Raw genomic sequence first — 26,254 nt, forward strand, 5'->3', positions numbered from 1 at the left:
TCAGGCTCCTTGTCCGGCAGGTACGACTTCGCCGTCACGGGGTGGGGGCGGCGGGGTTCCGTCGCCGAAGGGTCTACCGCCGAGTTCTTCGCGGTGATGGGGACTGCGCCAGTTGGAGAGGTCGGGGCCGCGCGGCACGATCGCGGTCGGGTTTATATCGGTGTGCACCATGTAGTAGTGCTGCTTGATCTGGGTGAAGTCGACGGTGTCGCCGAACCCGGGGGTCTGGAACAGATCGCGCGCATACGCCCACAACACGGGCATCTCGCTCAATTTGCTGCGGTTGCACTTGAAGTGACCGTGGTACACCGGATCGAAGCGGGCCAGCGTCGTGAACAGTCGCACGTCGGCCTCGGTGATGGTGTCGCCCACCAGGTATCGCTGTTCGCGCAGGCGGTCGGACAACTGGTCGAGGCGTTCGAAGAGCCGGTCGTAGGCGACATCGTAGGCCCGCTGATCGCCGGCGAATCCACAGCGATAGACGCCGTTGTTGACGTCCTTGAAGACGACGTCGATGACCTCGTCGATCTCCTCTCGATGCCGCACCGGATACAGATCGGGTGCGCCTTTGCGGTGGTGATCGACCCACTCGGTCGAGAATTCGAGGGTCATCTGCCGGAACTCGTTGGTCACCACCGCACCGGTCGGGATGTCGACGATGGCGGGCACGGTGATACCTCGCGGGTAGTCGGGATATCGCTCGAGGTAGGCGTCCTTGAGGCGTGGGATCTCGAGCACCGGGTCGACGCCACCGGGATCGAGGTCGAACGTCCAGCTGTCGGAGTCGTGGGTGGGTCCGCACATCCCCATCGACAGCGCAGACTCGAGGCCGAGCAGTCGGCGCACGATGATCGCGCGATTGGCCCACGGGCAGGCCCGCGCGACGATCAGCCGGTAACGGCCCGGTTCGACCCGGAAGGTCTCGCCGGCGGGGCCGACGCCGTCGCGGGTGATCCGGTTGTCGATGTAGTTCGTGTCACGGACGAACTCCTCGCCGGTGGTCACATAGCTGCCGGGGGACTCGGTCCCCGCGTCTGCCTCCTCGATGCTCATCGCTCCCAGAGTAGTCGCTCGTCGCGGTTGGGCTTTGTGGGTTCGGAGCGGTACATTCCGTCCGGAGTATTCGGGTTGACGGGGGTGGGCACGATGTCGGGGCGGCAGGGTCGAGCAGCACGCGTCGAGTTGACCCCTCTCGCGGTCCTCGTCCTGGGCCTCGTCACCGAACGGCCGATGCACCCGTACGAGATGTTCCAGACCCTCGTCGAACGCCGGGAAGACCGATTCGCCAAGCTGCGCCCTGGCTCGCTCTACCACACCGTCGATCGTCTCCACGACCGAAAACTGCTGCTCGTCAGCGAGGTTCAGCGCGAGGGCAATCGGCCTGAGCGTACGGTCTATGCGATCACCGACGACGGCAGAGCGATGCTGCGCGACAACATCGCGGTCATGCTGAGCACGCCTGCCGATGAATACCCGGCGCTGTATCTGGCGCTGGCCGAAGCGCACACGATCGGTCGTGGTGAGGTCGTCGATCTCCTCGAACAGCGACTGCACGCCATGCAGAACCATCTGGATGCGATCGACGCGGAGGTTTCGCTCGCAGAAGCGAGGGAATTACCGGAGATGTTCATGCTCGACGCCGGCTGTCGGCGGGTCGCACTGGCAGCCCAGATCGCATGGATCGGGCAGTTGCGCGACCGTCTCGCAACGGGACAACTGATGTGGCTCGACGAATGGCACCGCCGAGCGAACAACGAACACCACGACGAGCGCCACCATGCAGACAGCCACCACGCAGACGAGGCACCGACCCCGGGGTCGGGCACACCATCACGGAACGAGGTCTGATCGATGAGCAGTCCCACCGCGGCTCCCACCGCACCGATCTCCACCAGGCCCTGGCTCGCGCTCGGCGCCCTGTGTATCGGCTTCTTCATGATCTTGGTCGACATGACAATCGTGGCGGTCGCCCAGCCCGCGATCCAACGAGCGCTGGACACCGACGTCAACGGCGTCATCTGGGTCTCCAGTGCGTATCTGTTGACCTACGCGGTGCCGATGCTGGTTGCCGGGCGACTCGGCGACCGGTTCGGCCCCAAGCGCACCTACCAGCTCGGCCTGATCGTCTTCACCGTCGCCAGCGTGCTGTGCGGGCTGGCTCAGTCGATCGAGATGCTCATTCTCGCCCGCGGTCTGCAGGGGGTGGGCGCGGCACTGATCACCCCCCAGACGATGGCGCTCATCACGAGGATGTTTCCCGCCGAGAAACGCGGTGCGGCGATGGGGGTGTGGGGGACAGTGGCCGGTGTGGCCACGCTGCTCGGCCCGCTGGCCGGTGGCATCCTGGTCGACGGTCTCGGTTGGGAATGGATCTTCTTCGTCAACGTCCCGGTCGGGATCATCGGTCTGGTGCTGGCCTGGAAGCTCGTCCCCACCGTGCCCACCAACAAGCGCAACTTCGATCTGATCGGGGTGGCGCTGAGCGGTATCGGCATGACTGCCTTGGTATTCGGTATCCAGGATGGCGAGAAGTACCACTGGGCGCCCTGGATCTGGGCCCTCATCGGGATCGGGGTCGCCGTCATGGGCCTGTTCGTCTACTGGCAGCACAAGATCCTGCAGGTACGGTCGTCCGCCGAACCGTTGGTACCGTTGAAACTCTTCCTCGACCGCAATTTCTCGCTCGCCAGTCTCGGCATCGCGACGATGGGATTCGCGACGGCCGGGATGATGGTGCCGCTCATGTATTACCTGCAGTTGGTCGGCGGCCTGTCTCCGACCGAATCGGCCGTGGTCACCGTCCCCATGGCAGTCCTGACCGGTGTGCTCGCCCCGATCGTGGGCCGACAGGTGGACAAGGTCAATCCGCGCAACATCATCGCGACGGCATTGCTGCTCAACGCGATAGCGATTGCCTGGCTCGGCGTGATCGCCACCCCCACCACACCGATCTGGCAGCTGCTCCTGCCGGTGTCGCTGATGGGTGTCGCCAGTTCCGGCATCTGGGCACCACTGGGTGCGACAGCGACCCGCAATCTGCCGATGAGCAGCGCCGGCGCGGGAGCCGGCGTCTACAACACGACCCGGCTCATCGGCTCGGTGCTCGGAAGCGCCGCTGTCGGTGCCCTGATGCAGACCCGCATCGCCGCCGAGGTGCCGGCATTCGGCGCGCAGTCGATGGACGCGGTGGTGGGCCAACTGCCCGAAGCGGTGCGGGACGGCTTCTCCTCGGCCATGGGCCAGTCGTTGTTCCTGCCTGCCGCCGCACTACTGCTGGGTGTGGTGGCCGCGACCTTCATGGCCAAGCCGCGTCACATGATTGCGCCGGCGGACAAAAGGCCGGTCGAGACCGAGTCCGCTGCGGCAGCGGCCGCGACGCGGGATTGACCAGTGAGGACGCGTTGCCCGGTTGACGCGATTGCCGCTGCGATATGTACTGTGCGCCATGCGCAGTGACGTCCCGGGATCACGACGATTGTCGATGGAGGCCCGGCGTGCGCAGTTGATCAACTGTGCCCTCGCGCTGGCCGATCGCGGCGGGATGAGCGCGGTCACCGTGCGCGGCGTTGCCGAAGAGGCCAAGGTCTCGCTCGGTGTCGTGCACTACTGCTTCGACGACAAAGAGCAACTCGTCGCGGCGATGATCGAAAAGGTGGTCGCCGAACAACTCGAGGCCCTGTTGGCGTCGGTGCCGACTGTAAATCTGGGTACCGGCCGAGAGGCGTTGCGAGAGTGGATACAAGAAGCTCTCATCGCGGTGTGGCGACGGGCGTCCGAGTTCCCGAATCGGTGGCTGTTGATGCTCGAATCGATGTTGTTCTCGCTGCGGCAGCCGACCGAGTCGGCGTCGGCGGGGCAGGCGAAGATGCAGAACGAGATCGCCGAGAAGTACGGACACGCCTATCTCCGCGAAATCGGGGATCGCTGCGAGATGCGGTGGGAGGTGTCGGAGCGGATTCTTGTCCGCTCTGCGTTGCAGACTTTGTTCGGAACGGTCCAGTGGTGGCTCGTGGACCGCGACGATGACGCAGCCCGTGCATCTCTCGCCCAGATCGCCGGCTGGATCGCCGCGAGCGCCACACCGCGCTGACGCGGTTCAGCTGCGGACGGTCACACCGATCGTGTCGAGTCCACTGGCTCCATCGGGGACCGAGGGGGCCTTGGTCTCGGTCTGCGGATTCCCCTCGCCGTCGATGGCGCGGACGGTCAACTGGTGGCGGCCGGGCTCTGCGTCCCACTCCCACTTCCACAACCGCCACGCGTCGACCAGGTCGGGGTCGATCAGTTCGGCGTCCTGCCACCGGCCGTCGTCGACGCGCACCTGCACCGCGCTGATGCCGCGGCCCTGGGCCCAGGCGACCCCGCCGACGGTGACCGGTCCCGTCGAGACCGACGAGTTGGGGCGTGGGACGTCGATACGCGAACTCGTTTTGATCGGTCCCTTTTCGGCCCACCCCAGGGTCGTCCAATATGCCTGTGCGCGATCGAATCTGGTGACCTCCAACGAGACGACCCACTTGGTCGCGGACACGTAGCCGTAGAGCCCCGGGACCACCATCCGAACCGGGTACCCGTGCTCGATCGGCAGAGGCTCACCGTTCATCCCGACTGCGAGCATGGCGTCACGGCCGTCGGTGAGTGCAGCCAGCGGGGTGCCGGCCGTCCAGCCGTCGGCGCTGGTCGAGAGCACCATGTCCGCCTCCGCGGCGGGCCCTGCCGCGGCGATCAGGTCTCGAAGGCGGTAGCCGGTCCAGGTGGCATTGCCGACGAGATCGCCACCGACCGAGTTCGACACACAGGTGAGCGTCACGACAGCGTCGACAGCGGTGTGCTCGCGACGCAACTGGGCAAGGTCGATACGGACCTCCCGCTCGACCATGCCGTGGATGCGCAGCGACCAGCGTTCGCTGTCGACCTGCGGCACCGTGAGCGCGGTGTCGATGCGATAGAAGTCGTCGTTCGGGGTGAGGAAAGGTGTGCCGGGCGAGGCGCCCGGCGCCGCGGTGGTCACCGAGTTGGTTGCGGTCGGTACGTCGAACGCGGCGCGGTCCGCTCCGACATTGCCGACAGAACGTCGCAGGGCCACACCACCGAGGCCGGTGACGATCACACCGCCGCCGACTGCCCCCGCGCCGAGCAGGAACTTTCTCCTGTCGGTTGCGTCGGCCGCGTCGTCCGACCGTCCGATGCCGGCTCCGGCGTCTCGCGGAGTCGGGTCGGTGCGGGGTCGGATCCGACGTCTTAGTCCGCGCAGGGCGGCCAGACCCACCACGACCCCGAGGATCGTCGGCACCGCCCAGGTGATGTCTGCGGTCGGCCGCGTCGCCGCGGCGATGGAGCCCAGGACCCCGACGAGCGCGAACAGGACGAGCCCGACCGGTGGCCTGCGAAGTTCCGCAAGCCCGGCGCAGGCCGCCAGCGCCGCCATGATCAGCGCGATGAGCACCAGCAACGCCGGTTTGTCCGAGGTCCCGAACGCTTCGATGGCGAACTCGCGGGCGGCTTCGGGCGCACGATCGATGACCGCGCCACCGACTGCCGTGAGAGGAGCCGCGCCCCTGTCCACCAGCGGCGCGAGCACATAACCCACCCCGACACCCAAGGCGGCGCCGAGGATACCGGCGAGCGCGGCGGCCGCTGCGCCCTGGCGAGGAGTGAAGGACATGCGATCCAGTATCCGCGTCGGCGCCGCGTGCGGGTTGATCGGCCGATCGATGACCTACGATGTGAACTCTCGTGGGGCTCGGGGAGGAGAAGTCAGGCAGATTTGACACCGGGGCAACTGTTGATGCCGGGGGCGATACCGACGCGGGCCGACCGCACGCGGGACGTCCTCGCCGCTGTGGCACTGCTCGTGTCGCTTGCGCTGCAATGGAATGCCGACGACGTCGGTGCCCTCCGCGTCGATGTCGCCATCGTCACCGCGCTCTCGTTGCTCTCCCTGATGCTGCCCGCGGCCAGCCGTCGCGGTGTGTTCGGTCCGCGCTGGACCCCGGCGAGATTGCGGCTGACCAAACTTCTCTTCGGTGTTCCCTATCTGACACTTGTCGCGGTGTACCTCGGCTGGGACGTGTTCAGCCGCTGGGCCGAATGGGATTACGGCAGCACAGGTCTGGGTCCCGCGGTGTGGATCGGCTTCGCCGGTGCCGTGCTGGCCGCCCAGCCACGGGATTCCGAACTCTTCGACGTCGTAGATCTGCGCAGGACCCGCTCACAGGCGCGGACAGTACTGATAATCACCGGCGGCCTGTTCGCTGCATCAGCGCTGTCCGCGGTGGCGACGGCGCTGTACCGCTTTGTCGACGGCGTCGATGCGATCGCCGGTATCAGGGTCGGGGTCCTCGATCCACTCGTCACGGCTCTGGTCGCCCTGTGCTGGCTCGCCATCGTCGGGCAGCTCGTGGCGGCCGCTGCGGCAGGCAGGGGTGGCGGGGCTCTGTGCCTGTCCCTCCTCGGCTGGGCGGCGGCGACCTGGGCCCTGGTCGTCTCGATCCCCGGGGCCCCTTTCGATTCCGTGGACACGGTCCAGCTCGGCTACCTCGGGATCGGGTTCCTCGGTGGTCTCGGGGCGGCCGCGGCATCTCCGGCGCTCGCCACCCCTCTCGCCATGACACAGCGCGACTACTACCTGCCCCCACTGAGGTTGGTACTCGTGGTGTCGACGCTGTGGGTGGCGGTGTCGGTGGTTCGGCTGACGTTGTACTCGGCGTCCGTCGCCACCCTGGCGGCACTGGTGTTCTTCACGGTGGCCGTCGCAGGTGCGACCTACCTCCGGGAGCGCCTGTCAGGGAGTGCCGCCCCGCAGCGCGGCGCACTGCTCGCAGTGGCTGCGGTGCTCTTCGCGATCGGCCTCGCGGTACTCGTGACCATGGGCGTTCGTATCAACTGGAACTATCCGGCGCCGATGGCGCTGTGGCTGACCGGTGTGATCGTCCCCGCGCTGATCTTCTGGCGTGAGCTGCTGGCCCCCGGACTGCACTCGCGCCCCCAACCCGGGTCACCACCGGACGGATTCATCAGCTGGGCAGCACCGGGCCCCGGCGCGCAGCCCGACGGGACCGGGCGATGAGCCACGTACCCCCGAGTGCCCCGCCATACCCGACCGGCGGGCTTCCACCACAGTGGCAGTCGCCGTCCGGGCCGCCGCCGCGGCGGCGCGGCCGCGCCGCCGCAAAGGTTCTCATCGTCCTCGTCGTGATCGCGCTCCTGACGACGGCCGGGTTCGTCGCCAATCGCTTGTTGGTCAACGCGGTGGGAGGAGCGACGTCGGCCACCGCATCGGTTCAGCGGTTCTTCGACGCTCTCGAGGACAAGGACTGGACGGCTCTGGGGTTGCTGCTGCCGCCCGACGAGACATTGCAGGTCGCCGGGTTGCTACGCGACACAGCGGATCTGCAGGGGTCGATCGGCGGCTCTGCGGACTCGATGACCGACCAGTTGGACGGCGTGAACATCGACGTGTCGGACCTGTCCCTGTCGAGCGACGAGATCGCGCAAGACCTGTCGAAGGTGACGATAGAGCAGGCGACGATCGTGATCGAGATCGACGAGAAGACAACCGAATCGCTGGCCGATCTGATCCCCGACGCCGGGATAGAGGGCCTCGGGTCCATCGGGGTCACGGTGTCGATCGACGGGCCCGAGGTGTCGTACGAATACCGGGGCGGATCCGAGCGCGATTCCGGCAGCGAGTCCGTGGTCATCGGTGGTGACGCTCAACCTCCGTTTCTGATGTCGGTACGCCGTGGTGGTGGCTGGTTCGTCAGTCCCATGTTCACCGGCGCGCAGTACCTGGCGGAGGAGTCCGGCTGGGAGACCGCGGATTCTGGTGAATCGGACGTCACCTTCGACTCACCGGACGAAGCTGCAGCCGGATTCGTCGAGGGGTTGGCCGAGACGATCGCGACCGCCGACATCGGGTACGTGGCCGACGCCATGGGCGGCGTGGAGGCGCGGCTGTTGCGTACCTACGCCGCGGGTATCAACGCGGAACTCGAGTCCGACCCTGACCTGGGTCTGGGTGCCGATGTGCAGATCACGGTGCGGGACACCGACTTCGACGTCACGCCGGGGGAGAACAGGCAGGCCCGCATCAAGATTTCGCACATCGGGCTCGAGTTGGGGGCGGACGGGCGGCGGTCGACGATCGACTTCGACGGCGATTGCGTCCGGTTCGTCGCCGACGACGAACCGGACGAGGGTGGATGTATCTCCGATGGCGGAGAGTTCGCGAGCAGGCTCTACCGGTCGCTCGGGCACCTCGTCGCGATCCCGCAGGACGGCGGTTGGAAGGTCAGCCCCGTCGCCACCTACTTCGACTGGATGGGAATCGCCGTGCGTGAACTGGCCGGCGTCGACGCCGACCTGCTCACAGCAGTCGTGCACATGGACTTCTCACGGTTGGCTGCGCGTGAACCGGTGGGACGTATCGGGGTCTCTGACGAGATCACGGTGCAAATAGCTCCCGTGTCGAGCGCGATCTACGCGGGGGTGAGCGTGATCGAGGCAGAGCCCTCGGCGGACCTGGTCGACTACTCCTGTACCAGCGACAACGCACCGTACTTCTGCGAGATCGTCGTCGTCGATGCCGAGGGCCGCAGGATTGAGATGGAGTCGAACTACGATGTCGGGGACGGCTACCGAAGTGGATATGCGGTGCCGGGGCCGACGCGCCTGCTGGTCGCCGGGGTGGCAGGTACGGTCGTCGTCGAGAGTGCGCCGGGTTAGCCGCGCCACCTGAGGTGTCGGTACTCGCAGGTGACCCACCGGCCGACGTCCAACGGTCTGTCGGAGACCCCTCGTAGGATCGTCGCTGTCACCGGCGATCGGAGAGGAGGTCACTGTGAGTGCAGCGCTGCCGTTGTTCTTGCCCGAACAGCACGTGACCTTCATCCATACGGCCGATTGGCAACTGGGGATGACCCGGCATTTTCTGCGTGGCGACGCCCAGGCCCGCTACACCGCCGCGCGGCAGGAGGCCATCGGACGAATCGGCAGACTCGCCGACGCCCACCACGCGGAGTTCGTCCTCGTATGCGGCGACGTGTTCGAGGATCGGCAGGTCTCCTCACGGGTGATCCGCCGGAGTCTTGATCATCTGCGGCAGGTGCCGTGCCCGGTGTATCTCCTTCCGGGCAACCACGATCCGATGGACGCTGCAAGTATCTACAACTCGAGGGTGTTCGCCGACAACAAGCCCGATCATGTCCATGTGCTGGATACGGCCGGTGTGGTGCAGGTGCGCCCCGGTGTTTCTTTGATCGCGGCCCCTTGGACCACCAAGGTTCCTCTGTCCGATCTGGTGACCCAGCAACTCGATTGCCTGGTACCCAGCGATGACATCCGTATCCTGGCGGGTCATGGCAGGGTCGATGTCTTCGCCCCGCAATCCGCAGACCCTTCGCTGATCGAGGTGGATGAGCTCGAGCGCGCGGTTGCCGCCGGATTGGTCGATTATGTGGCACTGGGTGATCGGCATTCGACGACGGAGATCGGTGACTCCGGCCGGATCTGGTACTCCGGTGCCCAGGAGGTCACCAACTACGACCATCGCGAGGCGGAACCGGGCCAGGTGCTCGTCGTCGAGTTGACCCGTGGTGAGTCCGCCTCCGACAGCGCTCCCGCCCAGTCGGTGACGGTGACCCCACATCAGGTGGGCGAGTGGGCGTTTCGCACCGTCGAGCACGATGTGAACGGCGGCGACGACATCGCAGAACTCCGCCGCAGGCTCGATGCCTTCGGCAACAAGTCTCAGACCGTCGTTCAGCTCGCGCTACGTGGTTCGGTGAGTATCACCGAACGGTCCGAATTGGACACGATGATCGAGGAGTTCACCGATCGCTTCGCGGCACTCACCTGGTGGGAACTGCGTCATGATCTGGTCATCAGGCCCGACGACAACGACTTCGCGCACCTGCAGTTGAGTGGTTTCATCGGCGATGCCGCCGCCGAATTGTCGGCCAGCGCAGCCGGCGACGGTGAGGATGCGATCGCGGCTCAGGAGGCGCTCGCTCTGCTCTTCCGGTTGGCGGGTGGGAGCGCATGAAGCTGCACCGGTTGCGGCTGAGTCACTTCCGCGGTGTCGTCGAACGGGAGGTGCACTTCGCCGAGAACGGAGTCACCGTCGTCGAAGGCGCCAACGAGGCCGGGAAATCGTCGATGATCGAGGCTCTCGATCTCCTGCTCGAAGTGCGTTCGGACAGCAAGAGCGCGAAGGTGCGGGCGGTATCGCCGGCAGGGGTGGACGCCGGGACGGTAGTCGAAGCCGACATCACCTGCGGCCGTTACCGGTTCACCTATACCAAGCAGTACAACAAGGCGGCTCGCACAGAATTGGTCATCCACGAACCTGCGCCAGAGCAGCTCTCGGGACGTACCGCCCACGACAGGGTGGGTTCGATTCTCGCCGATGAGGTGGATGCGACCCTGTTCAAGGCTCTGCGGCTGCTGCAGGCCGGGGATCCGACGGTGGGCGATCTCGCTGCCAGCTCGGCGCTGTCACGCGCACTGGATGCGGCGGCGGGAACGACCAAGGCCGGCGTCGGCGACGGCGAGGGCGACGCGATGTTGCTCGACGCGGTGAGGGCCGAATATGAAAGGTACTTCACTGCAGGGCAGGGTCGCCCGTCACGTGAATTGGCCTCGGCAGCAACCCGTCTCGAAGAGGCGCTGGCACTGAGCAACGAACTGGCAGCCGCGATGGAACAATTGGGTGGCGATCACGCGCGTCTGGAGACGTTGACCGGGAACCGTCGCGAACTGGCGAACTCGCTCGAGTTCGCGAAGGTGGAACTGTCGGCATTGACCGAACGGTCCGCCGAATCGAGCGGCCTGCAACGGCAGCACGCCGAAGCGACGTCGGCCGCCGCTCTGCTCAGGAGTCAGTTGCGGTTGCACGAACGCGATGTCGCACAGCGCGCCGCCGCCCGTAAGCGGATCGCGGACTGCGACAAGGCCGTGGACGTCACCAGACGCGCCATCGCGACGCTCGAACGCAAGGATGCGGAGGCCGCCGCTGTCCTTGCAGACGTCGAGCGAGAGCTCGATGAGTTGCGCCGGGCCGATACCGAAGCCACGTCCCTGGTGCGCAGCGCGCGCGCCGCGGCCCGTTCGGCGAACCTCGTCGCCCGCCGTGACGAACTGACCGCGCTCCTGGCGCGCGTGGCAGACGTACGCAGTGCGCTCTCGGACGAACAGCGCAAAGTAGCGGGCCTCGTGCACGACCGTGAGGACCTCGAGGCCGTCGAACAGCTGCTGCAGACGGTGACCATCACGCGTGCGCAACTGGAGTCGGCGGCAGCCACCGTGAGCGTGTGCAGGCTGGGCGACGCGCCGGTCACGGTCAACGGAGCCGAGACCGACGAGTCCGAATTGGCGATCACCGGCGACACAGTCGTCGAGGTGGCCGGCGTGGTTCGCCTCGTGTTGTCCGCGGGCGCCGAATCGGCATCCCTGATCGACCGATTTTCCCGTGCCGAACGGGAACTCGCCGACGCGTTGGCCGAAGCGGGGGTCGACGACGTCGCCGAGTTGCGCGGGCTGGTTCGGGCTCGTGAGCGAGCCGAAACGGAGGTCGACAACCTGCGTGGCCGGCTCGCGGCGATCATCGCCGGCGGTGATGAAGGTGCGCTGCGTGCCGAGCTGTCGGAGCTCGTGAGTCGTCTCGAGGTCACCGCAGCCGCAGATCCTGATGTTCCGGACGTCGAGGAAGCCGAACGACGCGCAGGCACCGCCGCGGCACGGTTGGCCGCAGCCGCGGCACGGACAGCCGAACTGCGCAGTGAGCACCGCAGCGTCGACAGCGAGTTGCGGATTCTGCGGGCACGGTGCGATGAACTGGTCGCCGACCGCGCGGAACTCGCGCGGCAGAACGACGAGATCGGCAGTCTGGACGGTGCTGACCATCCCGGCGACGACCCGGACAGGCTGCGCGAGCGGCTGCTGGCAGAGCTGGCTCACGCAGACTCCGAGGTTCGTCGCGTCGTCGCGAGGATCGACGATGCCGACCTCGAATCCCTGGAGTTGCAGCACGCGAACATGCAGTCGGTGGTGGAACGCGGCGAACCGCGGCTGGCCGAACTCGGCAACGAGATCGCGGAGCTGCGGACCAGGATCGAGATCCGCCGTGACGACGGCAAACTCGACCAGGTGCATCAGGCAGAGACCGAGTTGGTCGGCGCCCGTGGTGATTTCGATCGCATCAACACTCGTGCGCAGGCGGCCAGGTTGTTGTTGCAGACTCTCGAGCGACATCGAGATGCCACTCGGCGCACATATGTTCAGCCGTTCACCGACCAGATCCTGCGGCTCGGGAAGGTCGTGTTCGGTCCGACCCTGCAGGTCGGGGTCGACGAAGAGTTGCGGATCACCACGCGCACGGTAGGTGGGGTGACCGTGGACCACGACGCGCTGTCGGGGGGCGCCAAGGAGCAGCTGGGGATCATCAGCAGGCTGGCGTGCGCGATGCTGGTCGACCCGGACGACGGGGTACCGGTGATCATCGACGACGCGCTGGGATACACCGATCCGGAGCGGCTGGCGAGCATGGGCGCGGTGCTCGGCCACGCCGGTCGCCATACCCAGGTGATCGTGCTGACCTGCACGCCTGCGCGCTACAGCAGTGTCGGGGGAGCGCATCTCGTTGCAGTCTGAGGTGGCGCGCCGCAGGCGTTTTGGGTTGCGGTTCGCAGATGCGCTAGGCTGACTCTCGCCCAACGAGCCCCCGTAGCTCAGGGGATAGAGCGTCCGCCTCCGGAGCGGAAGGCCGCAGGTTCGAATCCTGCCGGGGGCACACATCTTCTCGTACCCCTTCCCGGCGTCTGCGAGTTTTCTTACCTCGCGGGTAATCGATCGCAGACGTTGTCGCCGCCATCGTTGAAGCCATGGATACTCCCTCGGTCTCGACGACTCTTCTGCCACCGGGTACCCCGCGCTGGCTGCGCGCGGTACTGATCATGGATCGGGCCGGATCCTCCTGGTACATCGGGATGGGATTCACCTTCGCGCCGCTGCTCATCATCCTCGACCCGTGGCCGCCCCTGGTGGTCGCTGCGTGGATCGCCATCGGACTGTTCGGCCTCTGGTTGGGGATTCTCGGCATCTTCATGGCGACCGGGCTGTCGATCATCCTGCGCGCGGGTGAGCAGGTGCCGGAGTCGTACTGGCGCTCGGTCATCGACTTCCCGCCCACCGAGGCGCCTGAGCGGCGCATCGATGGGCCTTGCGGCTCGCCTACTCCGGAGATATAGTTAGTGCACTAACTATTAGTGTCATAACTAAGGGGTCGAAGCCGATGGAACAAAACGTGGTCCTCGACCGTGACCCGTTGGCGTTGGAACGGCAGGTCTGTTTCGCGCTGGCAGTCGCCAATCGGACCGTGCTCGGTGTGTACCGACCCTTGCTCGAGCCGCTGGGGCTCACCCATCCGCAGTATCTCGTGATGCTCGCCCTGTGGGAGCGGGCGCCGATGTCCGTGCGGGAGATCGCCTCAGCGCTCCAGCTCGACTCCCCGACACTCTCGCCGTTGCTCAAGCGACTGGAAGCGGCCGGCCTGATCACCCGTACCCGCACCGCGGCCGACGAACGGCAGCTGGCGATCGAACTCACCGAGCAGGGGAGGGCGCTGCGCACACAGGCGGAGAAGATCCCGCCGGCAGTGGTTCGCACCCTGGGAGTCGAGCTGGCGGCTCTGGAGGAACTGCGCCGAGTGCTGACCGAGGTCAATGAAGCGGCCTCTGCAGCCATCGCATCCGGCTCCATCTCACTCGAGCCGTGACCACCTCAGCGGACGCGCGGAGTGCGTCTCTACGACAGGGAGAAAGTGACATGACCGAACGGACCAGGCCGACACCATGGCAGTGGCTCGGTTACACAGCCGGACGGAAACTGCCCGACTCGATGCAGGATTGGGTGCGCCGTGATCTGACCGGGCCCTGGCGAGTGCCACGACACCTGGTGCGCGGAATGATCCCGTTCACCCCGGTGTTCGCGGCGTTCCTGCTCTTCCCCGGGCCGATCTATCTGCGGTTGGCAATGATCCTGCTCGGGTTGATCCTCGCGGTGTTCTACTGCGCGGCGTACATGCCGATGAACCGGGCGCACAGGCTCGAACTGCACGGTCTGCCCGTCGACCTGGAAAGTCCCGAACGGGCGCGCCGTCATGCGACCGATCGCACGACCTACGAGCGGCTGCACGGCCGCGACTGATCCCGGCCAGCCGCCGACCGTGCCGATCCGGCCGTGCCGATCCGGCCGTGCCGATACAGCCGTCGACGGGGCGATTCAGTTCATCGGAAGTGGCTGCGCTCCACGTGTTTCGAGCATCTTCGTCATCGTGTCCGACTCGGATTCCTGGACGTTGACCATCTGCTGAGCGAGCCTGCGCACGTAGTCCTCGCTGACGTGGTCGGGCTCGGTCGCGAACTCCATCATCTCGAGCCCGCCCTGGTGGTGGCGCAACATGAGTTGCAGGAAGTACTTGTCCAATTCGGCGCCCTGCAGGGTTCGGAGCTTGTTCATGTCGTCGGTGCTCGCCATCCCTGGCATCGGCACTCCCGAATCGGGCGTGTCCATGGTCATGCCGGTACTGGGTTCCATACCTGAACCGCCGTGCGCGTGGCCCCCGCTGTGACCTTCCATCCAGGCCATCGGCTCACCGGGATTGTCCAGGGGATAGTCCCAGCGCGACAACCAGGACTGCATCTGGCCGACCTGGTTGGTCTGCGAGGTGAGGATGTCGTAGGCGAGGCTGCGCACCTGGGGATCGCTCCCGCCGTACAGCTCGATGGTTGCCATCTCGACCGCCTGCTGGTGGTGGCGGATCATGTCCTGCGAGAAGCCCACCGCGGCAGAGTCCGCGGCAGGTCGATTGTCGTCGCCACCATCGAACGTGGTGCGCAGCAACAAACCGACAACCGCGCCCACCAGCAGCAGCGCGACCGCACCCAATACGAGTAACGCGGACAGCTGCTTTCGGTTGTGGTCGGGCGCCGGTTCAGCCGGGGCGGACGCAGTCGCCGGTTCTGCCTCGTCCTTTGTCGACTCCGTATCGGTCTCCGGCGTGGAGTCCGAGTCCGGCGGGTTGTGCGATTCTTCGTCGGGTGTGCCCACAGGCATCAGCCGGCCGGAGCAGGCTCGGGGATCCCCATGCCGTTCTCGTCGGTTGCCTGGGTCGATCCCGCACCGGTCATCGGTACTGCATCGGCCGGCACCGGGCCGACGTCGGCCGGCGGCGGATTGCTCGGGTCGAAGGCGCCTGGGATTGCCGCGCATTCGGCGCCGACCTCGGGGTACGCCGCTTCCTCGGGGTTGTCCGGGTACACGCCGGTGTTCGAGTTGCGCCGCAGGGCTTCGATGAACTGGTCGACGCGTTCGTCACCTGCCGAATCGAGCTTGAGCTGGTGTCCCCACGACTGCAGCGAGATCGGCTTGTCGAGTTCCGGGTACGGCGAGAGCAGCAGGTACTGCTCACCCTCGACCTTGCTCTTGAGCGTGTCGAGATCGCCCGGAGCGATGGTGTCCGGGTTGTAGGTGATCCACACGGCCCCGTGTTCGAGGGCGTGCACCGCGTTCTCCGTGCGCAACGCGTTCGGATAGACGATGCCCGTGCAGGTGGCCCACACCGCGTCGTGCGGACCGCCGAAGGGCGGCGACTTGTCGTACGCGACGCGCTGGGTGGGTTCCACGTGCTGTCCGGCGGGGTAGAAGATCTTTTCGACCCCGTCGATCTTGTCCGAGGGATCGGGGTTGGACGACGACGGCGTGAACTTCGCGACTTCCCGCTGGTCCATGTACTTCGGCACGAGATAGACGGCCAGGCCGGCCACGATCAGCAGCACCACGGCAACCGCGCCGATGGTCGCCCACGGAATCGCTTTGCCACCCCCGCCGGCTTTCACGACCGGGATCTGACCGGGTTTCTTCTTGGCCGGTTTGCCGGAATTCCTGGGCTTCTTGGGAACGTTGCCGCCCTGCTTCTTGGCGTCAGCCATGGATCTCTTTCGGTGCAGTTCTATGGGGTGCGCACATGACGCTGCCGAGGAGGTCCACCGGCGATCACACAGTGTACTTGGGCCGAAACGTAAGCAAACTCGGTCCGAGCCCCCCGAACTCCTCGGCCCGGGTCAAGGCGAAAGCAATGCGATTGTCATCGAGGAGGCACCGGCCAATAGGATGGTGCATCGTGACCCCCGCCGACCTCGCGGTACTGCTGCATGCCGCCACCTCCACAGTGCTCACCGACCACGGACTCGATTCGTCCGCGCTGCCGGAGGCTGTTGTGGTGGAACGACCGCGCAACCCCGAGCACGGCGACTACGCCACCAACATCGCGCTGCAGCTCGGTAAGAAGGTCGGCGTGAACCCGCGTGAGCTGGCCGGATGGCTGACCGAAGAGCTGCTCACCCGCGACGGCATCGCGTCCGCAGAGATCGCCGGCCCGGGATTCGTGAACATCCGGCTCGCCGCGGACGCCCAGAACGCCGTCGTCGCCGATGTCCTGGCCGGCGCCGACGCTTTCGGCACCGGAGCCCTCTACGACGGTCTCAAGGTGAACCTCGAGTTCGTGTCCGCCAACCCGACCGGACCCATCCACCTCGGTGGCACCAGGTGGGCTGCCGTCGGTGATGCCCTCGGGCGGGTTCTCTCCGCGCAGGGTGCTGCTGTGACCCGCGAGTACTACTTCAATGACCACGGCGCGCAGATCGACAGGTTCGCGCGGTCGTTGCTGGCCGCCGCATTGGGTGAGCCCACGCCTGACGACGGATACGCCGGTGCGTACATCGGCGATATCGCGGCGGCTGTGGTCGCGGCTGTGCCCGATGTCCTGGAACTGCCGGAGGCCGAGCGCCTCGAGGCGTTCCGGGCTCATGGCGTCGACCTCATGTTCTCTGCGATCAAGGCGAACCTGCACGAGTTCGGCACCGATTTCGACGTCTACACCCACGAGAACAAGATGTTCGAGTCGGGCCAGGTCGATCGGGCGATCGCCGAACTCAAGGCCAACGGGAACCTGTACGAGAACGACGGTGCGTGGTGGCTGCGGTCGACCGCATTCGGTGACGACAAGGACCGGGTTGTCATCAAGAGTGACGGCGAAGCCGCGTACATCGCCGGCGACATCGCGTATTTCAAGGACAAACGCGATCGCGGATTCGACCTGTGCATCTACATGCTCGGTGCCGATCACCATGGATATGTGGTGCGGCTCAAGGCTGCTGCGGCCGCCCTCGGCGATGACCCGGACCGGCTCGAGGTGCTCATCGGTCAGATGGTGAACCTCGTGCGTGACGGACAGCCGCTGCGGATGAGCAAGCGGGCGGGCACCGTCATCACGCTCGACGATCTGGTGGATGCGGTCGGGGTCGACGCCGCACGCTATTCGCTGATCCGCTCGTCGGTAGACGTCAACATCGACATCGATCTGGATCTGCTGGTCAGTCAGTCGAACGAAAACCCGGTCTACTACGTGCAATACGCGCACGCGAGACTCGCCGCGATCGGGCGCAACGCCGCCTCGCTGGGGCTCTCGCTGTCTTGCGACCACCTGGAACTGTTGACCGAAGCCGCGGAAGGCGACTTGATCCGCACCATCGGAGACTTCCCGGCAGTGGCAGCGTTGGCCGCGGAACTCCGTGAGCCACATCGGATCTGCCGCTACCTCGAGTCGCTGGCCAGCACCTATCACAAGTTCTACGACCGCTGCCGGGTACTGCCCCAAGGCGACGAAGAGCCGACCGAACTCCACGCCGCGCGACTCGCGTTGTGCGGCGCCACCCAGCAGGTCATCGCCAACGGTTTGGCGATGGTCGGCGTCAGCGCACCGGAGAGAATGTGAACGCACACCCGGCAGGCCCGCGGCACGCGGAGGTCTTGGCGGCTCCGCAGTTGGCCGAAAGGCCGAACAGTCCTGCAGAACTGGCACAGTTACCGGCCCATGTCTACCCGCAGGGCACAGATCGCGACGAGCACGATGTCGCGCGGATCGGTGGGATCCCGGTGACCGAGCTGGCCGAGAAGTACGGCACGCCACTGTTCGTCATCAACGAGGACGACTTCCGTGCGCGATGTGCCGAGATGGCGCAGGCGTTCGGATCTGCCCAGCACGTCCATTACGCATCGAAGGCGTTCCTGTCCACCGAGATCGCGCGGTGGGTGCACTCCGAAGGACTCTCGCTCGACGTCTGTTCGGCAGGCGAGTTGTCGGTGGCACTGCGGGCGGGGTTCCCCGCCGATCGGATTGCACTGCACGGCAACAACAAATCGTCCGCCGAACTGGAGCTGGCGGTGTCCTCGGGAGTCGAACACGTGGTGCTCGACTCGATGATCGAGATCGATCGACTCGACGAGATCGCAGGCCGCCTCGGGGTGGTCCAGGATGTGCTGGTTCGCATCACCGTGGGCGTCGAAGCGCACACCCATGAGTTCATCTCGACCGCACACGAGGACCAGAAGTTCGGCTTCTCTCTAGCGGGCGGGCTGGCCATGGACGCGGTTCGGCAGGTGTTCTCGACGGACAATCTCAGGCTTGTCGGCCTCCACAGCCACATCGGATCGCAGATCTTCGACGTCGGTGGCTTCGAACTCGCGGCGCATCGAGTCCTCTCGCTGCTACGCGACGTCGTCACTGAGTTCGGTGTCGAGAAGACCGCCCAGTTGTCGATCCTCGACCTCGGTGGTGGCCTGGGTATCTCGTACCTGCCGTCCGACGATCCGCCGCCGGTTCAGGAGGTCGCCGACAAGCTGGCGGTGATCGTGGAGCGGGAATCGGCCGCGCTGGGCCTGCCCACGCCGACCATCGCCGTGGAGCCCGGGCGGGCCATCGCCGGCCCGGCCGGGGTCACCCTGTACACGGTCGGCACGGTCAAGGACGTGCAGCTGGGACCGGGCGGCGCGCACCGTCGCTACGTGTCGGTCGACGGTGGCATGAGCGACAACATCCGTACGGCGCTGTATCAGGCCGAGTACGACGTCCGCCTGGCTTCGCGTGTCTCGCAGGCCCGTGCCGTTGTCAGTCGTGTAGTCGGAAAGCACTGCGAGAGTGGCGACATCGTCATCCGCGACTGCTGGCTACCCGACGACGTGGCGCCCGGGGATGTGCTGATGGTGGGTGCGACCGGCGCCTACTGCTACTCGATGTCGAGCCGGTACAACATGATCACGCGACCCGCGGTGGTCGCCACCCGCGGCGGTGAGGCGCGGCTGATGTTGCGTCGGGAAACCGTCGAGGATCTACTGAGCTTGGAGGTGAACGAGTGACGGAGAAGAAAGCGCGCCCGATCGGTGTCGCGGTGCTCGGAATGGGAAATGTCGGGACCGAGGTGGTGCGCATCATCACCGACAACGCCGCTGACCTCGAGGCGAGGGTAGGGGCCCCCGTCGAATTGCGTGGTGTCGCGGTGCGCGATGTCAGCAAACCCCGTGGGATCGACCCCGCGCTGCTCACCGACAAGCCCGAGGATCTGATCGTCCGGGACGATGTCGACATCGTCGTCGAACTGATCGGCGGGATCGATCCGCCGCGCATGCTCATCCGAGAGGCGCTGCAGGGCGGAAAGTCGGTGGTCACGGCGAACAAGGCGCTCCTCGCCGACTACACAGGCGAGCTCGCGACCGCAGCGGCCGGAGCCAAGGTCGACCTGTATTTCGAGGCGGCAGTCGCCGGGGCGATCCCGGTGATCAGGCCACTGATGCAATCGCTCGCCGGGGACACCGTCACGCGGGTTGCCGGAATCGTGAACGGCACCACCAACTTCGTCTTGTCCGCGATGGATGCCGACGGCAGCGATTACGCCGAGACGCTGGCCGAGGCCGGCCGTCTCGGGTACGCCGAAGCTGACCCCACCGCCGACGTCGAGGGTTACGACGCGGCGGCCAAGGCCGCCATCCTGGCGTCGATCGCCTTCCACTCCCGCGTGACCGCCCTCAACGTCTACCGCGAGGGCATCTCCAAGATCACGACCCACGATCTGGAATCGGCCAAGGCTCTCGATTGCACCGTCAAGTTGTTGTCGATCTGTGAGCGGATCGTCGACGAGGACGGCACGCAGCGTATTTCGGCTCGCGTCTATCCGGCTCTGGTGCCGCTCGAACATCCGTTGGCATCGGTCAGCGGTGCCTTCAACGCGGTTGTGGTGGAGGCGGAGAATGCCGGTCGGCTGATGTTCTACGGGCAGGGGGCCGGCGGTGCGCCCACGGCGTCTGCTGTGCTGGGCGACATGGTGATGGCTGCACGCAACAAGGTCCATGGTGGACGTGGCCCGCTCGAGTCGACGTACGCGTCGTTGCCGATCGCGCCGATGGGTGACGTGCGGACGCGCTACTACGTGTCCATGCGCGTCGCCGACCGTGCCGGCGTGCTCTCGACTGTGGCCGGCGAGTTCTCGTCGCGCAACATCAGTATCTCGACGGTGCGGCAGGAGGGCGCGGGTGACGACGCCCGACTGGTGGTCGTGACGCATCGCGCCCCGGATTCCGCTTTGTCGGAAACTGTTGCCGCACTGGAGAAATTAGAATCCGTGCTGAGCGTTTCGAGCGTTCTGCGACTGGAGGGAACAAATGACTGAATCGGTAGTGCACAGCCGTTGGCCGGGTTTGATCGAGGCATACCGTCATCGCCTTCCGGTCCGCGACGACTGGAAAGTGGTGACTCTGCTCGAGGGCGGTACGCCGTTGATCGCTGCCCCGCATCTGTCCGAGCTGACGGGCTGCGAGGTCTACCTCAAGGTCGAAGGTCTCAACCCGACCGGTTCGTTCAAGGACCGCGGGATGACGATGGCCGTCAGCAACGCTGTCAACAACGGCAAGACCGCGGTGCTGTGTGCCTCGACGGGCAACACCTCCGCCTCGGCTGCGGCGTACGCCACCCGCGCCGGGATCACCTGTGCAGTGCTGATTCCCGAGGGCAAGATCGCGATGGGCAAACTCGCCCAGGCGGTCATGCATGGCGCCAAGATCATCCAGGTCCAGGGCAACTTCGACGACTGTCTCGAACTCGCCCGGAAGGCGACCGCGGAATGGACTGAGATCGAACTGGTCAACTCCGTGAACCCGGCGCGGATCGAGGGCCAGAAGACGGCCGCGTTCGAGATCATGGACGTGCTGGGTCGGGCTCCGGACGTCCACGCGCTCCCCGTCGGCAACGCGGGCAACATCACCGCGTACTGGAAGGGTTACACCGAGTACCACCACGATGGTGTCGTCGCCTCGACACCGCGAATGCTGGGCGTGCAGGCTGCCGGCGCGGCGCCGCTGGTGTCGGGTGCACCGGTGAAGGATCCCGAGACGATCGCCACCGCGATCAGGATCGGTTCGCCCGCGAGCTGGAACCAGGCGATAGCGGCGAAGGACGAATCGGGCGGCAAGTTCCTCGCGGCAACCGACGAGAAGTTGCTGGAGGCCTACCGGCTGATCGCCGGCCGCGAGGGTGTGTTCGTCGAACCGGCCTCTGCTGCAAGCGTGGCCGGACTGCTGGCGGCCCGGGAAGACGGCTGGATCTCGGCCGGCGAGGTCGTTGTCTGCACCGTGACCGGAAACGGGCTCAAGGATCCGGACACCGCGCTTGCGGGTATACCGCCCGTCGAGGCCATTCCGGTGGACCCGGTGGCCGTGGCCCGCGCCTTGAACCTGAGCTGACCCCTCGGCATGAAATCTGTTCTCCCCGTTGGCGTCCACTCCGCAGCACGGGTGCCCGCATCGAGTGCCAACCTGGGCCCCGGGTTCGACTGTCTCGGCATCGCGCTCGGCGTCTACGACGACATCTCGGCGTCGGTGGGGGAGCCGGGGCTCAGGATAAGTGTGAGCGGTGAGGGCGCCCAGGGTGTGCCGCTGGACGACGCGCACCTGGTCGTCCGCGCGATCAACACTGGACTGCAGGCCGCGGGTGTTACGGTTCCCGGTCTTGATGTGCAGTGTCGCAACAGTATTCCGCATTCGCGGGGGCTCGGTTCGTCGGCCTCTGCCGTCGTGGGTGGGCTCGCGGTTGCCGATGGATTGGTGCGGGCCGCCGGCGTCGGGAACCCGCTGTCCACCGAAACGCTGATCCAGTTGGCGTCGGACTACGAGGGCCATCCCGACAATGCGTCGGCGAGTGTGTTGGGTGGCGCTGTCGTGTCCTGGTCCGAGTCGGCGGTCTCCTCCGTGGGCGATGGCGTCGCGGGCAACACACCCGGTGTCAACTATTTCGCGAGGGCGTTGGCAGTCCACCCGGCGATCCGGGCGTTCGTGATGATCCCGCAGTTCGAGTCGTCCACCGCTGTCACGCGAGGGTTGTTACCGGACGCCGTCTCTCGGACGGACGCTGTGTTCAACGTCAGCAGGGCGGCGCTCGCCGTGGTGGCACTGACCGCCGAACCGGACCTGCTGATGCCTGCGACCCAGGACCGTCTCCATCAGGAGTACCGGGCTCCGGTCATGCCCGCGACAGCCGCGCTGGTGCAGTGGTTGCGCGAACGCGGTGTCCCCGCGACGGTGTCCGGCGCAGGGCCCACGGTGCTGGCCTTGACCGCATCCGAATTACCCGCGCGATCCCGGGACAAAGCAGCTGAGCTGGGATTTGTTCTCGATGAGGTGGAGATTGCCCCCGGAGTAGTCGTACACTGACCGTGGGCAGGTGCACGTTGCAGATATCGGGGATCCTCCGAACACGCCGTAAGCCCAGGGTGTTGCCGAGATCGCTGATCGTGGTTAGCATGTACCCGTCAAGCCGCGAAGTTTTCACAAGCGTGCTCTTCACACGACGTCAAATTCGACAGTCATAGTCCGCTGGCGTCAGCGAAGTGAAATGCGAAGCGCGGCGAACGACACAAGCCTCATAAGACCGCTGAGAATTTAGCGGCATCTCTCACCTGGCATCCAGGTGCGAGAACTTTGGCCCTCGCGAATCTACCGGCGGGGGAAGGAAAGGATATCCGTTGACGGATACGGACCTGATCACTGCACCGGGCTCGGAAAACACTCTTGATCTCGGTGGAGTCGATACTCCGAAAGCCGAACGTCGCCGTGGGACCGGGCTGTCGGGGATGGTTCTCACCGAACTTCGTGGCCTGGCCGGTGAGCTGGGCATCAAGGGTACGTCGGGCATGCGTAAGAGCGACCTGATCGCTGCCATCAAGGAGCGTCAGAGCGGCGGTTCAGCGCCGGCACCTGCCAAGACCAAGGCAGCTGCGAAGGCGCCGGCCGAGAAGTCGTCTGCAAAGACGGAGGCTCCGGCCGCCGAACCGCAGACCACGGTGGAGCCGAAGACCACCTCTCGTAGAAAAGAAGCGGCCAGCGAGCCGCAGACCGCGGAGCCCGCGGTCGAGGCCCCGGCTGCCAAGGTTGCCGCGGAACCGGCGACAGACGGCGGAGCCGGCACCCCGACAAAGGCGTCCGACGGCGCCGATGACGATTCGACCGATGGCGGTGACCAGCGACGTCAGCGTCGCCGGGGCCGCGATGGCCAGAACAGCAATCGGGACAGCCAGGGCCGGGACAACCAGAACCGCGACAACCAGAACCGCGACAACCAGGCCGGCGGCCAGGGCAACCAGAACCGCGACGGCAACCAGAACCGCGAGGGCGGGCAGGGCCGCGACGGCAACCAGAACCGCGAAGGCGGGCAGGGCCGCGACGGCAACCAGAACCGCGAGGGTTCGGGTAACCGGAACCGCGATGATCAGGGTTCGGGTAACCGCAACCGCGATGACCGCGGCAATGACGGCCAGGGCCAGAACAACGGTCCGAGGAGCAACAACAACCGTGACAACGGTCCGGGCGACGACGACGAGCGTGGCGGACGTCGAGGACGGCGCTTCCGTGAGCGCCGTCGTGGACGCGATCGAAGTGATGGTCCCGGTGAGGGACGCGGCGGCGAACCGCAGATCTCCGAAGACGATGTCTTGCAGCCGGTGGCCGGCATTCTCGATGTCCTCGACAACTACGCCTTCGTGCGGACCTCCGGATATCTGGCGGGTCCGAACGACGTCTACGTGTCGATGAACCTGATCCGTAAGAACGGCCTGCGCCGCGGTGACGCGATCACCGGTGCGGTCAAGGTGGCCAAGGACGGCGACCAGTCGAATCAGCGGCAGAAGTTCAACCCACTCGTCCGCCTCGACTCGGTCAACGGCTCTGATGTCGAAACCGCCAAGAAGCGACCGGAATTCGTCAAGCTGACGCCGCTGTACCCGAACCAGCGGTTACGGCTGGAGACGACGAGCGATCGTATCTCGACCCGCGTGATCGACCTGGTCATGCCGATCGGCAAAGGCCAGCGCGCGCTGATCGTGTCCCCGCCCAAGGCCGGTAAGACCACGATCCTGCAGAACATCGCCAACGCCATCTCGATCAACAACCCGGAGTGCTATCTCATGGTTGTTCTGGTCGACGAGCGGCCAGAAGAGGTCACCGACATGCAGCGCTCGGTGAAGGGTGAGGTCATCGCCTCCACCTTCGACCGTCCGCCGTCAGATCACACCTCCGTCGCCGAACTCGCCATCGAGCGGGCAAAGCGTTTGGTCGAAGACGGCAAAGACGTTGTGGTGCTTCTGGATTCGATCACCCGCTTGGGTCGCGCGTACAACAACGCGTCGCCGGCGTCGGGCCGGATCCTCTCCGGTGGTGTCGATTCGACCGCGTTGTATCCGCCGAAGCGTTTCCTGGGTGCGGCCCGCAACATCGAGAACGGTGGATCGCTGACGATCATCGCCTCGGCACTGGTCGAGACCGGTTCCACCGGCGACACGGTCATCTTCGAGGAGTTCAAGGGCACCGGCAACGCCGAGCTCAAACTGGATCGCAAGATCTCAGAGCGCCGCGTGTTCCCGGCGGTGGATGTCAACATGTCGAGCACCCGTAAGGACGAGCTCCTGCTCTCGCCCGAGGAGTTCTCGATCGTGCACAAACTGCGCCGCGTGCTCGCCGGACTGGACTCGCAGCAGGCCATCGACCTGCTGGTCAGCCAGCTGAAGAAGACAAAGAGCAACGTCGAGTTCCTGATGCAGGTCCAAAAGACCGCACCGGGCGCGATGCGCGACGACGACTAGTAGCCGTCTCGGAACGAGAAAAGAACCCACCCCGAAACGGGGTGGGTTCTTTTCGTTTCGTCGACGCTCAGCTGTCGGGTACGTCGCCCTGCCGCGGATCGAACGGCGGGGGATCGGAGAGATCGAACACACCTGGCACCGCAGAGCACGTCGCCCCCGGTTCCGGGAAGCCGGTCGCCATCGGGTCTTCGGGGTAGACGCCGGACTGTGAGTTCTGTTTGGTGGCGGCGATGAACTGATCGATCCGCGGGTCGTCGGCGTCGTCGAGTTTGAGTTGGTGTCCCCACGACTGCACCGAGATCGGGCGATCGAGCCCCGGGTACGGCGACATCAGCGTGTACTCGACCCCATCGACCCGCGCTGCCAGCAGATCGACATCATCGGCGTCGAGGTCATCGGGATTGTAGGTGAGCCACACCGCACCGTGTTCGAGGGAATGCACCGCGTTCTCGGTGCGGATACCGGTGGGGTAGACCACGCCCGTGCACCCTGCCCAGCCGTAATCGTGGGTACCACCGAGTGGCGGGGAGTATTGATAGCGCACACGTCCGTCGCGGGCGACGTGCTGCGGCGACGGGTAGTGGACCCGGAGGACCCCGTCGATTCGATCGGTTGGATCAGGGTTGTCGGCGCTCGGGATGAAGTCCTCGGCCGATACCGCGCCTTCCGAGGCCCGAACAGCCTGCCCGGTCTCGGTCGATTGACACGCTGCCAGCACTGCGACCAGCGTCAATCCGGTCGCTGCCGACCGTAGTGTGTGTGCCACGTTCCCACCCGTCTGTGCGGTGGAATGATTCCCACCCGTCCGTCGTTGTCACCATCGTGCCGCAGTTGTCTGATCGCGCTGCTGCCGGTGGGTGCCGTAGAGGTCACCGATTGGCTCAGAGACCAGCGCTTCTGGCATACTGAGCGGCCAGAGTCCGGTTCCGGTTCACACCTTCGATCCGCGAAGGTGACCCGGCGACCTCCGAAAGGGACACCAGAAATGAAGCAGGGAATTCACCCCGAATACGTCGAGACCACTGTGGTCTGCGGCTGCGGGAACACCTTCCAGACCCACTCCACCAAGGAGAACGGTCGGATCAACGTCGAGGTCTGCTCGCAGTGCCACCCGTTCTACACGGGCAAGCAGAAGATTCTCGACACCGGTGGCCGCGTCGCACGGTTCGAGAAGCGTTACGGCAAGCGCGCAGCCAAGAAGGACGACGCAGCAGCCGAAAAGTAGCTTGTCCGAC

Annotated in this window: 22 protein-coding genes and 1 tRNA gene; 18 read left to right on the forward strand and 5 right to left on the reverse strand. The window is 65.9% G+C overall.

Annotated features, from left to right (window positions below):
- Complete coding sequence (locus BFL43_RS24440; RefSeq protein ID WP_084895593.1) at positions 1-1,053, reverse strand: glutathione S-transferase C-terminal domain-containing protein; 1,053 nt, start codon at positions 1,051-1,053, stop codon at positions 1-3.
- 93 nt (positions 1,054-1,146) lie between these two features.
- Here BFL43_RS24440 and BFL43_RS24445 point away from each other — a divergent pair, with 93 nt between their 5' ends.
- Genes BFL43_RS24445 through BFL43_RS24455 form a run of 3 tightly spaced genes read left to right on the forward strand, consistent with a single transcriptional unit; the run spans position 1,147 to position 4,090 of the window.
- Complete coding sequence (locus tag BFL43_RS24445; RefSeq protein WP_084895758.1) at positions 1,147-1,848, forward strand: PadR family transcriptional regulator; 702 nt, start codon at positions 1,147-1,149, stop codon at positions 1,846-1,848.
- A 3-nt stretch (positions 1,849-1,851) separates the two neighbouring features.
- Positions 1,852-3,387: an MFS transporter gene (locus tag BFL43_RS24450; RefSeq protein WP_084895595.1), complete on the forward strand. Its 1,536-nt coding sequence runs from the start codon at positions 1,852-1,854 to the stop codon at positions 3,385-3,387.
- Between the two features lie 58 nt (positions 3,388-3,445).
- The gene (locus BFL43_RS24455) at positions 3,446-4,090 is read left to right on the forward strand and encodes a TetR family transcriptional regulator (RefSeq protein ID WP_084895597.1); all 645 of its coding nucleotides are present in this window, start codon (positions 3,446-3,448) and stop codon (positions 4,088-4,090) included.
- 6 nt (positions 4,091-4,096) lie between these two features.
- Here BFL43_RS24455 and BFL43_RS24460 read toward each other — a convergent pair whose 3' ends face one another.
- Positions 4,097-5,665: a molybdopterin-dependent oxidoreductase gene (locus tag BFL43_RS24460; RefSeq protein ID WP_084895599.1), complete on the reverse strand. Its 1,569-nt coding sequence runs from the start codon at positions 5,663-5,665 to the stop codon at positions 4,097-4,099.
- A gap of 102 nt (positions 5,666-5,767) precedes the next feature.
- Between BFL43_RS24460 and BFL43_RS24465 the strand changes: the two genes are divergently transcribed.
- From BFL43_RS24465 to BFL43_RS24500, 8 genes are all read left to right on the forward strand, one after another.
- On the forward strand, positions 5,768-7,069 hold the full coding sequence (locus BFL43_RS24465; RefSeq protein WP_143695524.1) for a hypothetical protein: 1,302 nt from the start codon (positions 5,768-5,770) through the stop codon (positions 7,067-7,069).
- Positions 7,066-8,727 carry a hypothetical protein gene (locus tag BFL43_RS24470; RefSeq protein ID WP_143695526.1) on the forward strand — a complete coding sequence of 554 codons (1,662 nt, stop codon included), beginning with the start codon at positions 7,066-7,068 and terminating at the stop codon, positions 8,725-8,727. The genes BFL43_RS24465 and BFL43_RS24470 overlap by 4 nt, the downstream gene beginning before the upstream one ends.
- Before the next feature lie 115 nt (positions 8,728-8,842).
- A complete protein-coding gene (locus BFL43_RS24475) occupies positions 8,843-10,045 on the forward strand; it encodes a metallophosphoesterase (RefSeq protein ID WP_084895605.1) in 1,203 nt (400 codons plus the stop codon).
- Positions 10,042-12,651: an AAA family ATPase gene (locus tag BFL43_RS24480; RefSeq protein ID WP_084895607.1), complete on the forward strand. Its 2,610-nt coding sequence runs from the start codon at positions 10,042-10,044 to the stop codon at positions 12,649-12,651. Before BFL43_RS24475 ends, BFL43_RS24480 begins: the two co-directional genes overlap by 4 nt.
- A 66-nt stretch (positions 12,652-12,717) precedes the next feature.
- Positions 12,718-12,790, forward strand: a tRNA-Arg gene (locus tag BFL43_RS24485).
- Between the two features lie 91 nt (positions 12,791-12,881).
- Complete coding sequence (locus tag BFL43_RS24490; RefSeq protein WP_084895609.1) at positions 12,882-13,247, forward strand: hypothetical protein; 366 nt, start codon at positions 12,882-12,884, stop codon at positions 13,245-13,247.
- Positions 13,248-13,291: 44 nt separating this feature from the next.
- The gene (locus BFL43_RS24495; RefSeq protein WP_084895611.1) at positions 13,292-13,774 is read left to right on the forward strand and encodes a MarR family transcriptional regulator; all 483 of its coding nucleotides are present in this window, start codon (positions 13,292-13,294) and stop codon (positions 13,772-13,774) included.
- 50 nt (positions 13,775-13,824) lie between these two features.
- A complete protein-coding gene (locus tag BFL43_RS24500; RefSeq protein WP_084835164.1) occupies positions 13,825-14,205 on the forward strand; it encodes a DUF5313 family protein in 381 nt (126 codons plus the stop codon).
- Between the two features lie 75 nt (positions 14,206-14,280).
- Here BFL43_RS24500 and BFL43_RS24505 read toward each other — a convergent pair whose 3' ends face one another.
- A complete protein-coding gene (locus tag BFL43_RS24505; protein ID WP_240498454.1) occupies positions 14,281-15,108 on the reverse strand; it encodes a DUF305 domain-containing protein in 828 nt (275 codons plus the stop codon).
- A gap of 5 nt (positions 15,109-15,113) precedes the next feature.
- Entirely contained in the window at positions 15,114-15,989 is an 876-nt protein-coding gene (locus tag BFL43_RS24510) for a DUF3105 domain-containing protein (protein ID WP_084895615.1), read from the reverse strand.
- Positions 15,990-16,180: 191 nt separating this feature from the next.
- Here BFL43_RS24510 and argS point away from each other — a divergent pair, with 191 nt between their 5' ends.
- From argS to rho, 6 genes are all read left to right on the forward strand, one after another.
- Entirely contained in the window at positions 16,181-17,833 is a 1,653-nt protein-coding gene (gene argS, locus BFL43_RS24515) for an arginine--tRNA ligase (protein ID WP_084895617.1), read from the forward strand.
- On the forward strand, positions 17,830-19,254 hold the full coding sequence (gene lysA, locus BFL43_RS24520; protein ID WP_084895619.1) for a diaminopimelate decarboxylase: 1,425 nt from the start codon (positions 17,830-17,832) through the stop codon (positions 19,252-19,254). Before argS ends, lysA begins: the two co-directional genes overlap by 4 nt.
- The gene (locus BFL43_RS24525) at positions 19,251-20,561 is read left to right on the forward strand and encodes a homoserine dehydrogenase (protein WP_084895621.1); all 1,311 of its coding nucleotides are present in this window, start codon (positions 19,251-19,253) and stop codon (positions 20,559-20,561) included. The genes lysA and BFL43_RS24525 overlap by 4 nt, the downstream gene beginning before the upstream one ends.
- Positions 20,554-21,630, forward strand: coding sequence for a threonine synthase (gene thrC / locus BFL43_RS24530; protein WP_084895623.1), 1,077 nt, complete (start codon positions 20,554-20,556; stop codon positions 21,628-21,630). Before BFL43_RS24525 ends, thrC begins: the two co-directional genes overlap by 8 nt.
- Before the next feature lie 9 nt (positions 21,631-21,639).
- Positions 21,640-22,596 (forward strand): homoserine kinase, encoded by a 957-nt coding sequence (gene thrB / locus BFL43_RS24535; protein ID WP_084895625.1) that lies wholly within the window; start codon positions 21,640-21,642, stop codon positions 22,594-22,596.
- Positions 22,597-22,907: 311 nt separating this feature from the next.
- Positions 22,908-25,019, forward strand: coding sequence for a transcription termination factor Rho (rho, locus tag BFL43_RS24540; RefSeq protein WP_084895627.1), 2,112 nt, complete (start codon positions 22,908-22,910; stop codon positions 25,017-25,019).
- A 67-nt stretch (positions 25,020-25,086) separates the two neighbouring features.
- Here rho and BFL43_RS24545 read toward each other — a convergent pair whose 3' ends face one another.
- Complete coding sequence (locus BFL43_RS24545) at positions 25,087-25,785, reverse strand: DUF3105 domain-containing protein (RefSeq protein WP_084895629.1); 699 nt, start codon at positions 25,783-25,785, stop codon at positions 25,087-25,089.
- 219 nt (positions 25,786-26,004) lie between these two features.
- Between BFL43_RS24545 and rpmE the strand changes: the two genes are divergently transcribed.
- Positions 26,005-26,244, forward strand: coding sequence for a 50S ribosomal protein L31 (gene rpmE / locus BFL43_RS24550; protein ID WP_084835109.1), 240 nt, complete (start codon positions 26,005-26,007; stop codon positions 26,242-26,244).
- Positions 26,245-26,254 lie beyond the last annotated feature (10 nt).

The organism is Williamsia sp. 1135 (assembly GCF_002095395.1).
In the GTDB taxonomy this organism is placed as follows: Bacteria; Actinomycetota; Actinomycetes; order Mycobacteriales; family Mycobacteriaceae; genus Williamsia.

What these genes read in the sequence shown, in the direction of transcription:
- BFL43_RS24440 (WP_084895593.1), bottom strand. Translation starts at nt 1,053, where the DNA reads ATGAGCATCGAGGAGGCAGACGCGGGGACCGAGTCCCCCGGCAGCTAT.
- BFL43_RS24445 (WP_084895758.1), top strand. Translation starts at nt 1,147, where the DNA reads ATGTCGGGGCGGCAGGGTCGAGCAGCACGCGTCGAGTTGACCCCTCTC.
- BFL43_RS24450 (WP_084895595.1), top strand. Translation starts at nt 1,852, where the DNA reads ATGAGCAGTCCCACCGCGGCTCCCACCGCACCGATCTCCACCAGGCCC.
- BFL43_RS24455 (WP_084895597.1), top strand. Translation starts at nt 3,446, where the DNA reads ATGCGCAGTGACGTCCCGGGATCACGACGATTGTCGATGGAGGCCCGG.
- BFL43_RS24460 (WP_084895599.1), bottom strand. Translation starts at nt 5,665, where the DNA reads ATGTCCTTCACTCCTCGCCAGGGCGCAGCGGCCGCCGCGCTCGCCGGT.
- BFL43_RS24470 (WP_143695526.1), top strand. Translation starts at nt 7,066, where the DNA reads ATGAGCCACGTACCCCCGAGTGCCCCGCCATACCCGACCGGCGGGCTT.
- BFL43_RS24480 (WP_084895607.1), top strand. Translation starts at nt 10,042, where the DNA reads ATGAAGCTGCACCGGTTGCGGCTGAGTCACTTCCGCGGTGTCGTCGAA.
- BFL43_RS24490 (WP_084895609.1), top strand. Translation starts at nt 12,882, where the DNA reads ATGGATACTCCCTCGGTCTCGACGACTCTTCTGCCACCGGGTACCCCG.
- BFL43_RS24495 (WP_084895611.1), top strand. Translation starts at nt 13,292, where the DNA reads ATGGAACAAAACGTGGTCCTCGACCGTGACCCGTTGGCGTTGGAACGG.
- BFL43_RS24500 (WP_084835164.1), top strand. Translation starts at nt 13,825, where the DNA reads ATGACCGAACGGACCAGGCCGACACCATGGCAGTGGCTCGGTTACACA.
- BFL43_RS24510 (WP_084895615.1), bottom strand. Translation starts at nt 15,989, where the DNA reads ATGGCTGACGCCAAGAAGCAGGGCGGCAACGTTCCCAAGAAGCCCAGG.
- thrC (WP_084895623.1), top strand. Translation starts at nt 20,554, where the DNA reads ATGACTGAATCGGTAGTGCACAGCCGTTGGCCGGGTTTGATCGAGGCA.
- thrB (WP_084895625.1), top strand. Translation starts at nt 21,640, where the DNA reads ATGAAATCTGTTCTCCCCGTTGGCGTCCACTCCGCAGCACGGGTGCCC.
- rpmE (WP_084835109.1), top strand. Translation starts at nt 26,005, where the DNA reads ATGAAGCAGGGAATTCACCCCGAATACGTCGAGACCACTGTGGTCTGC.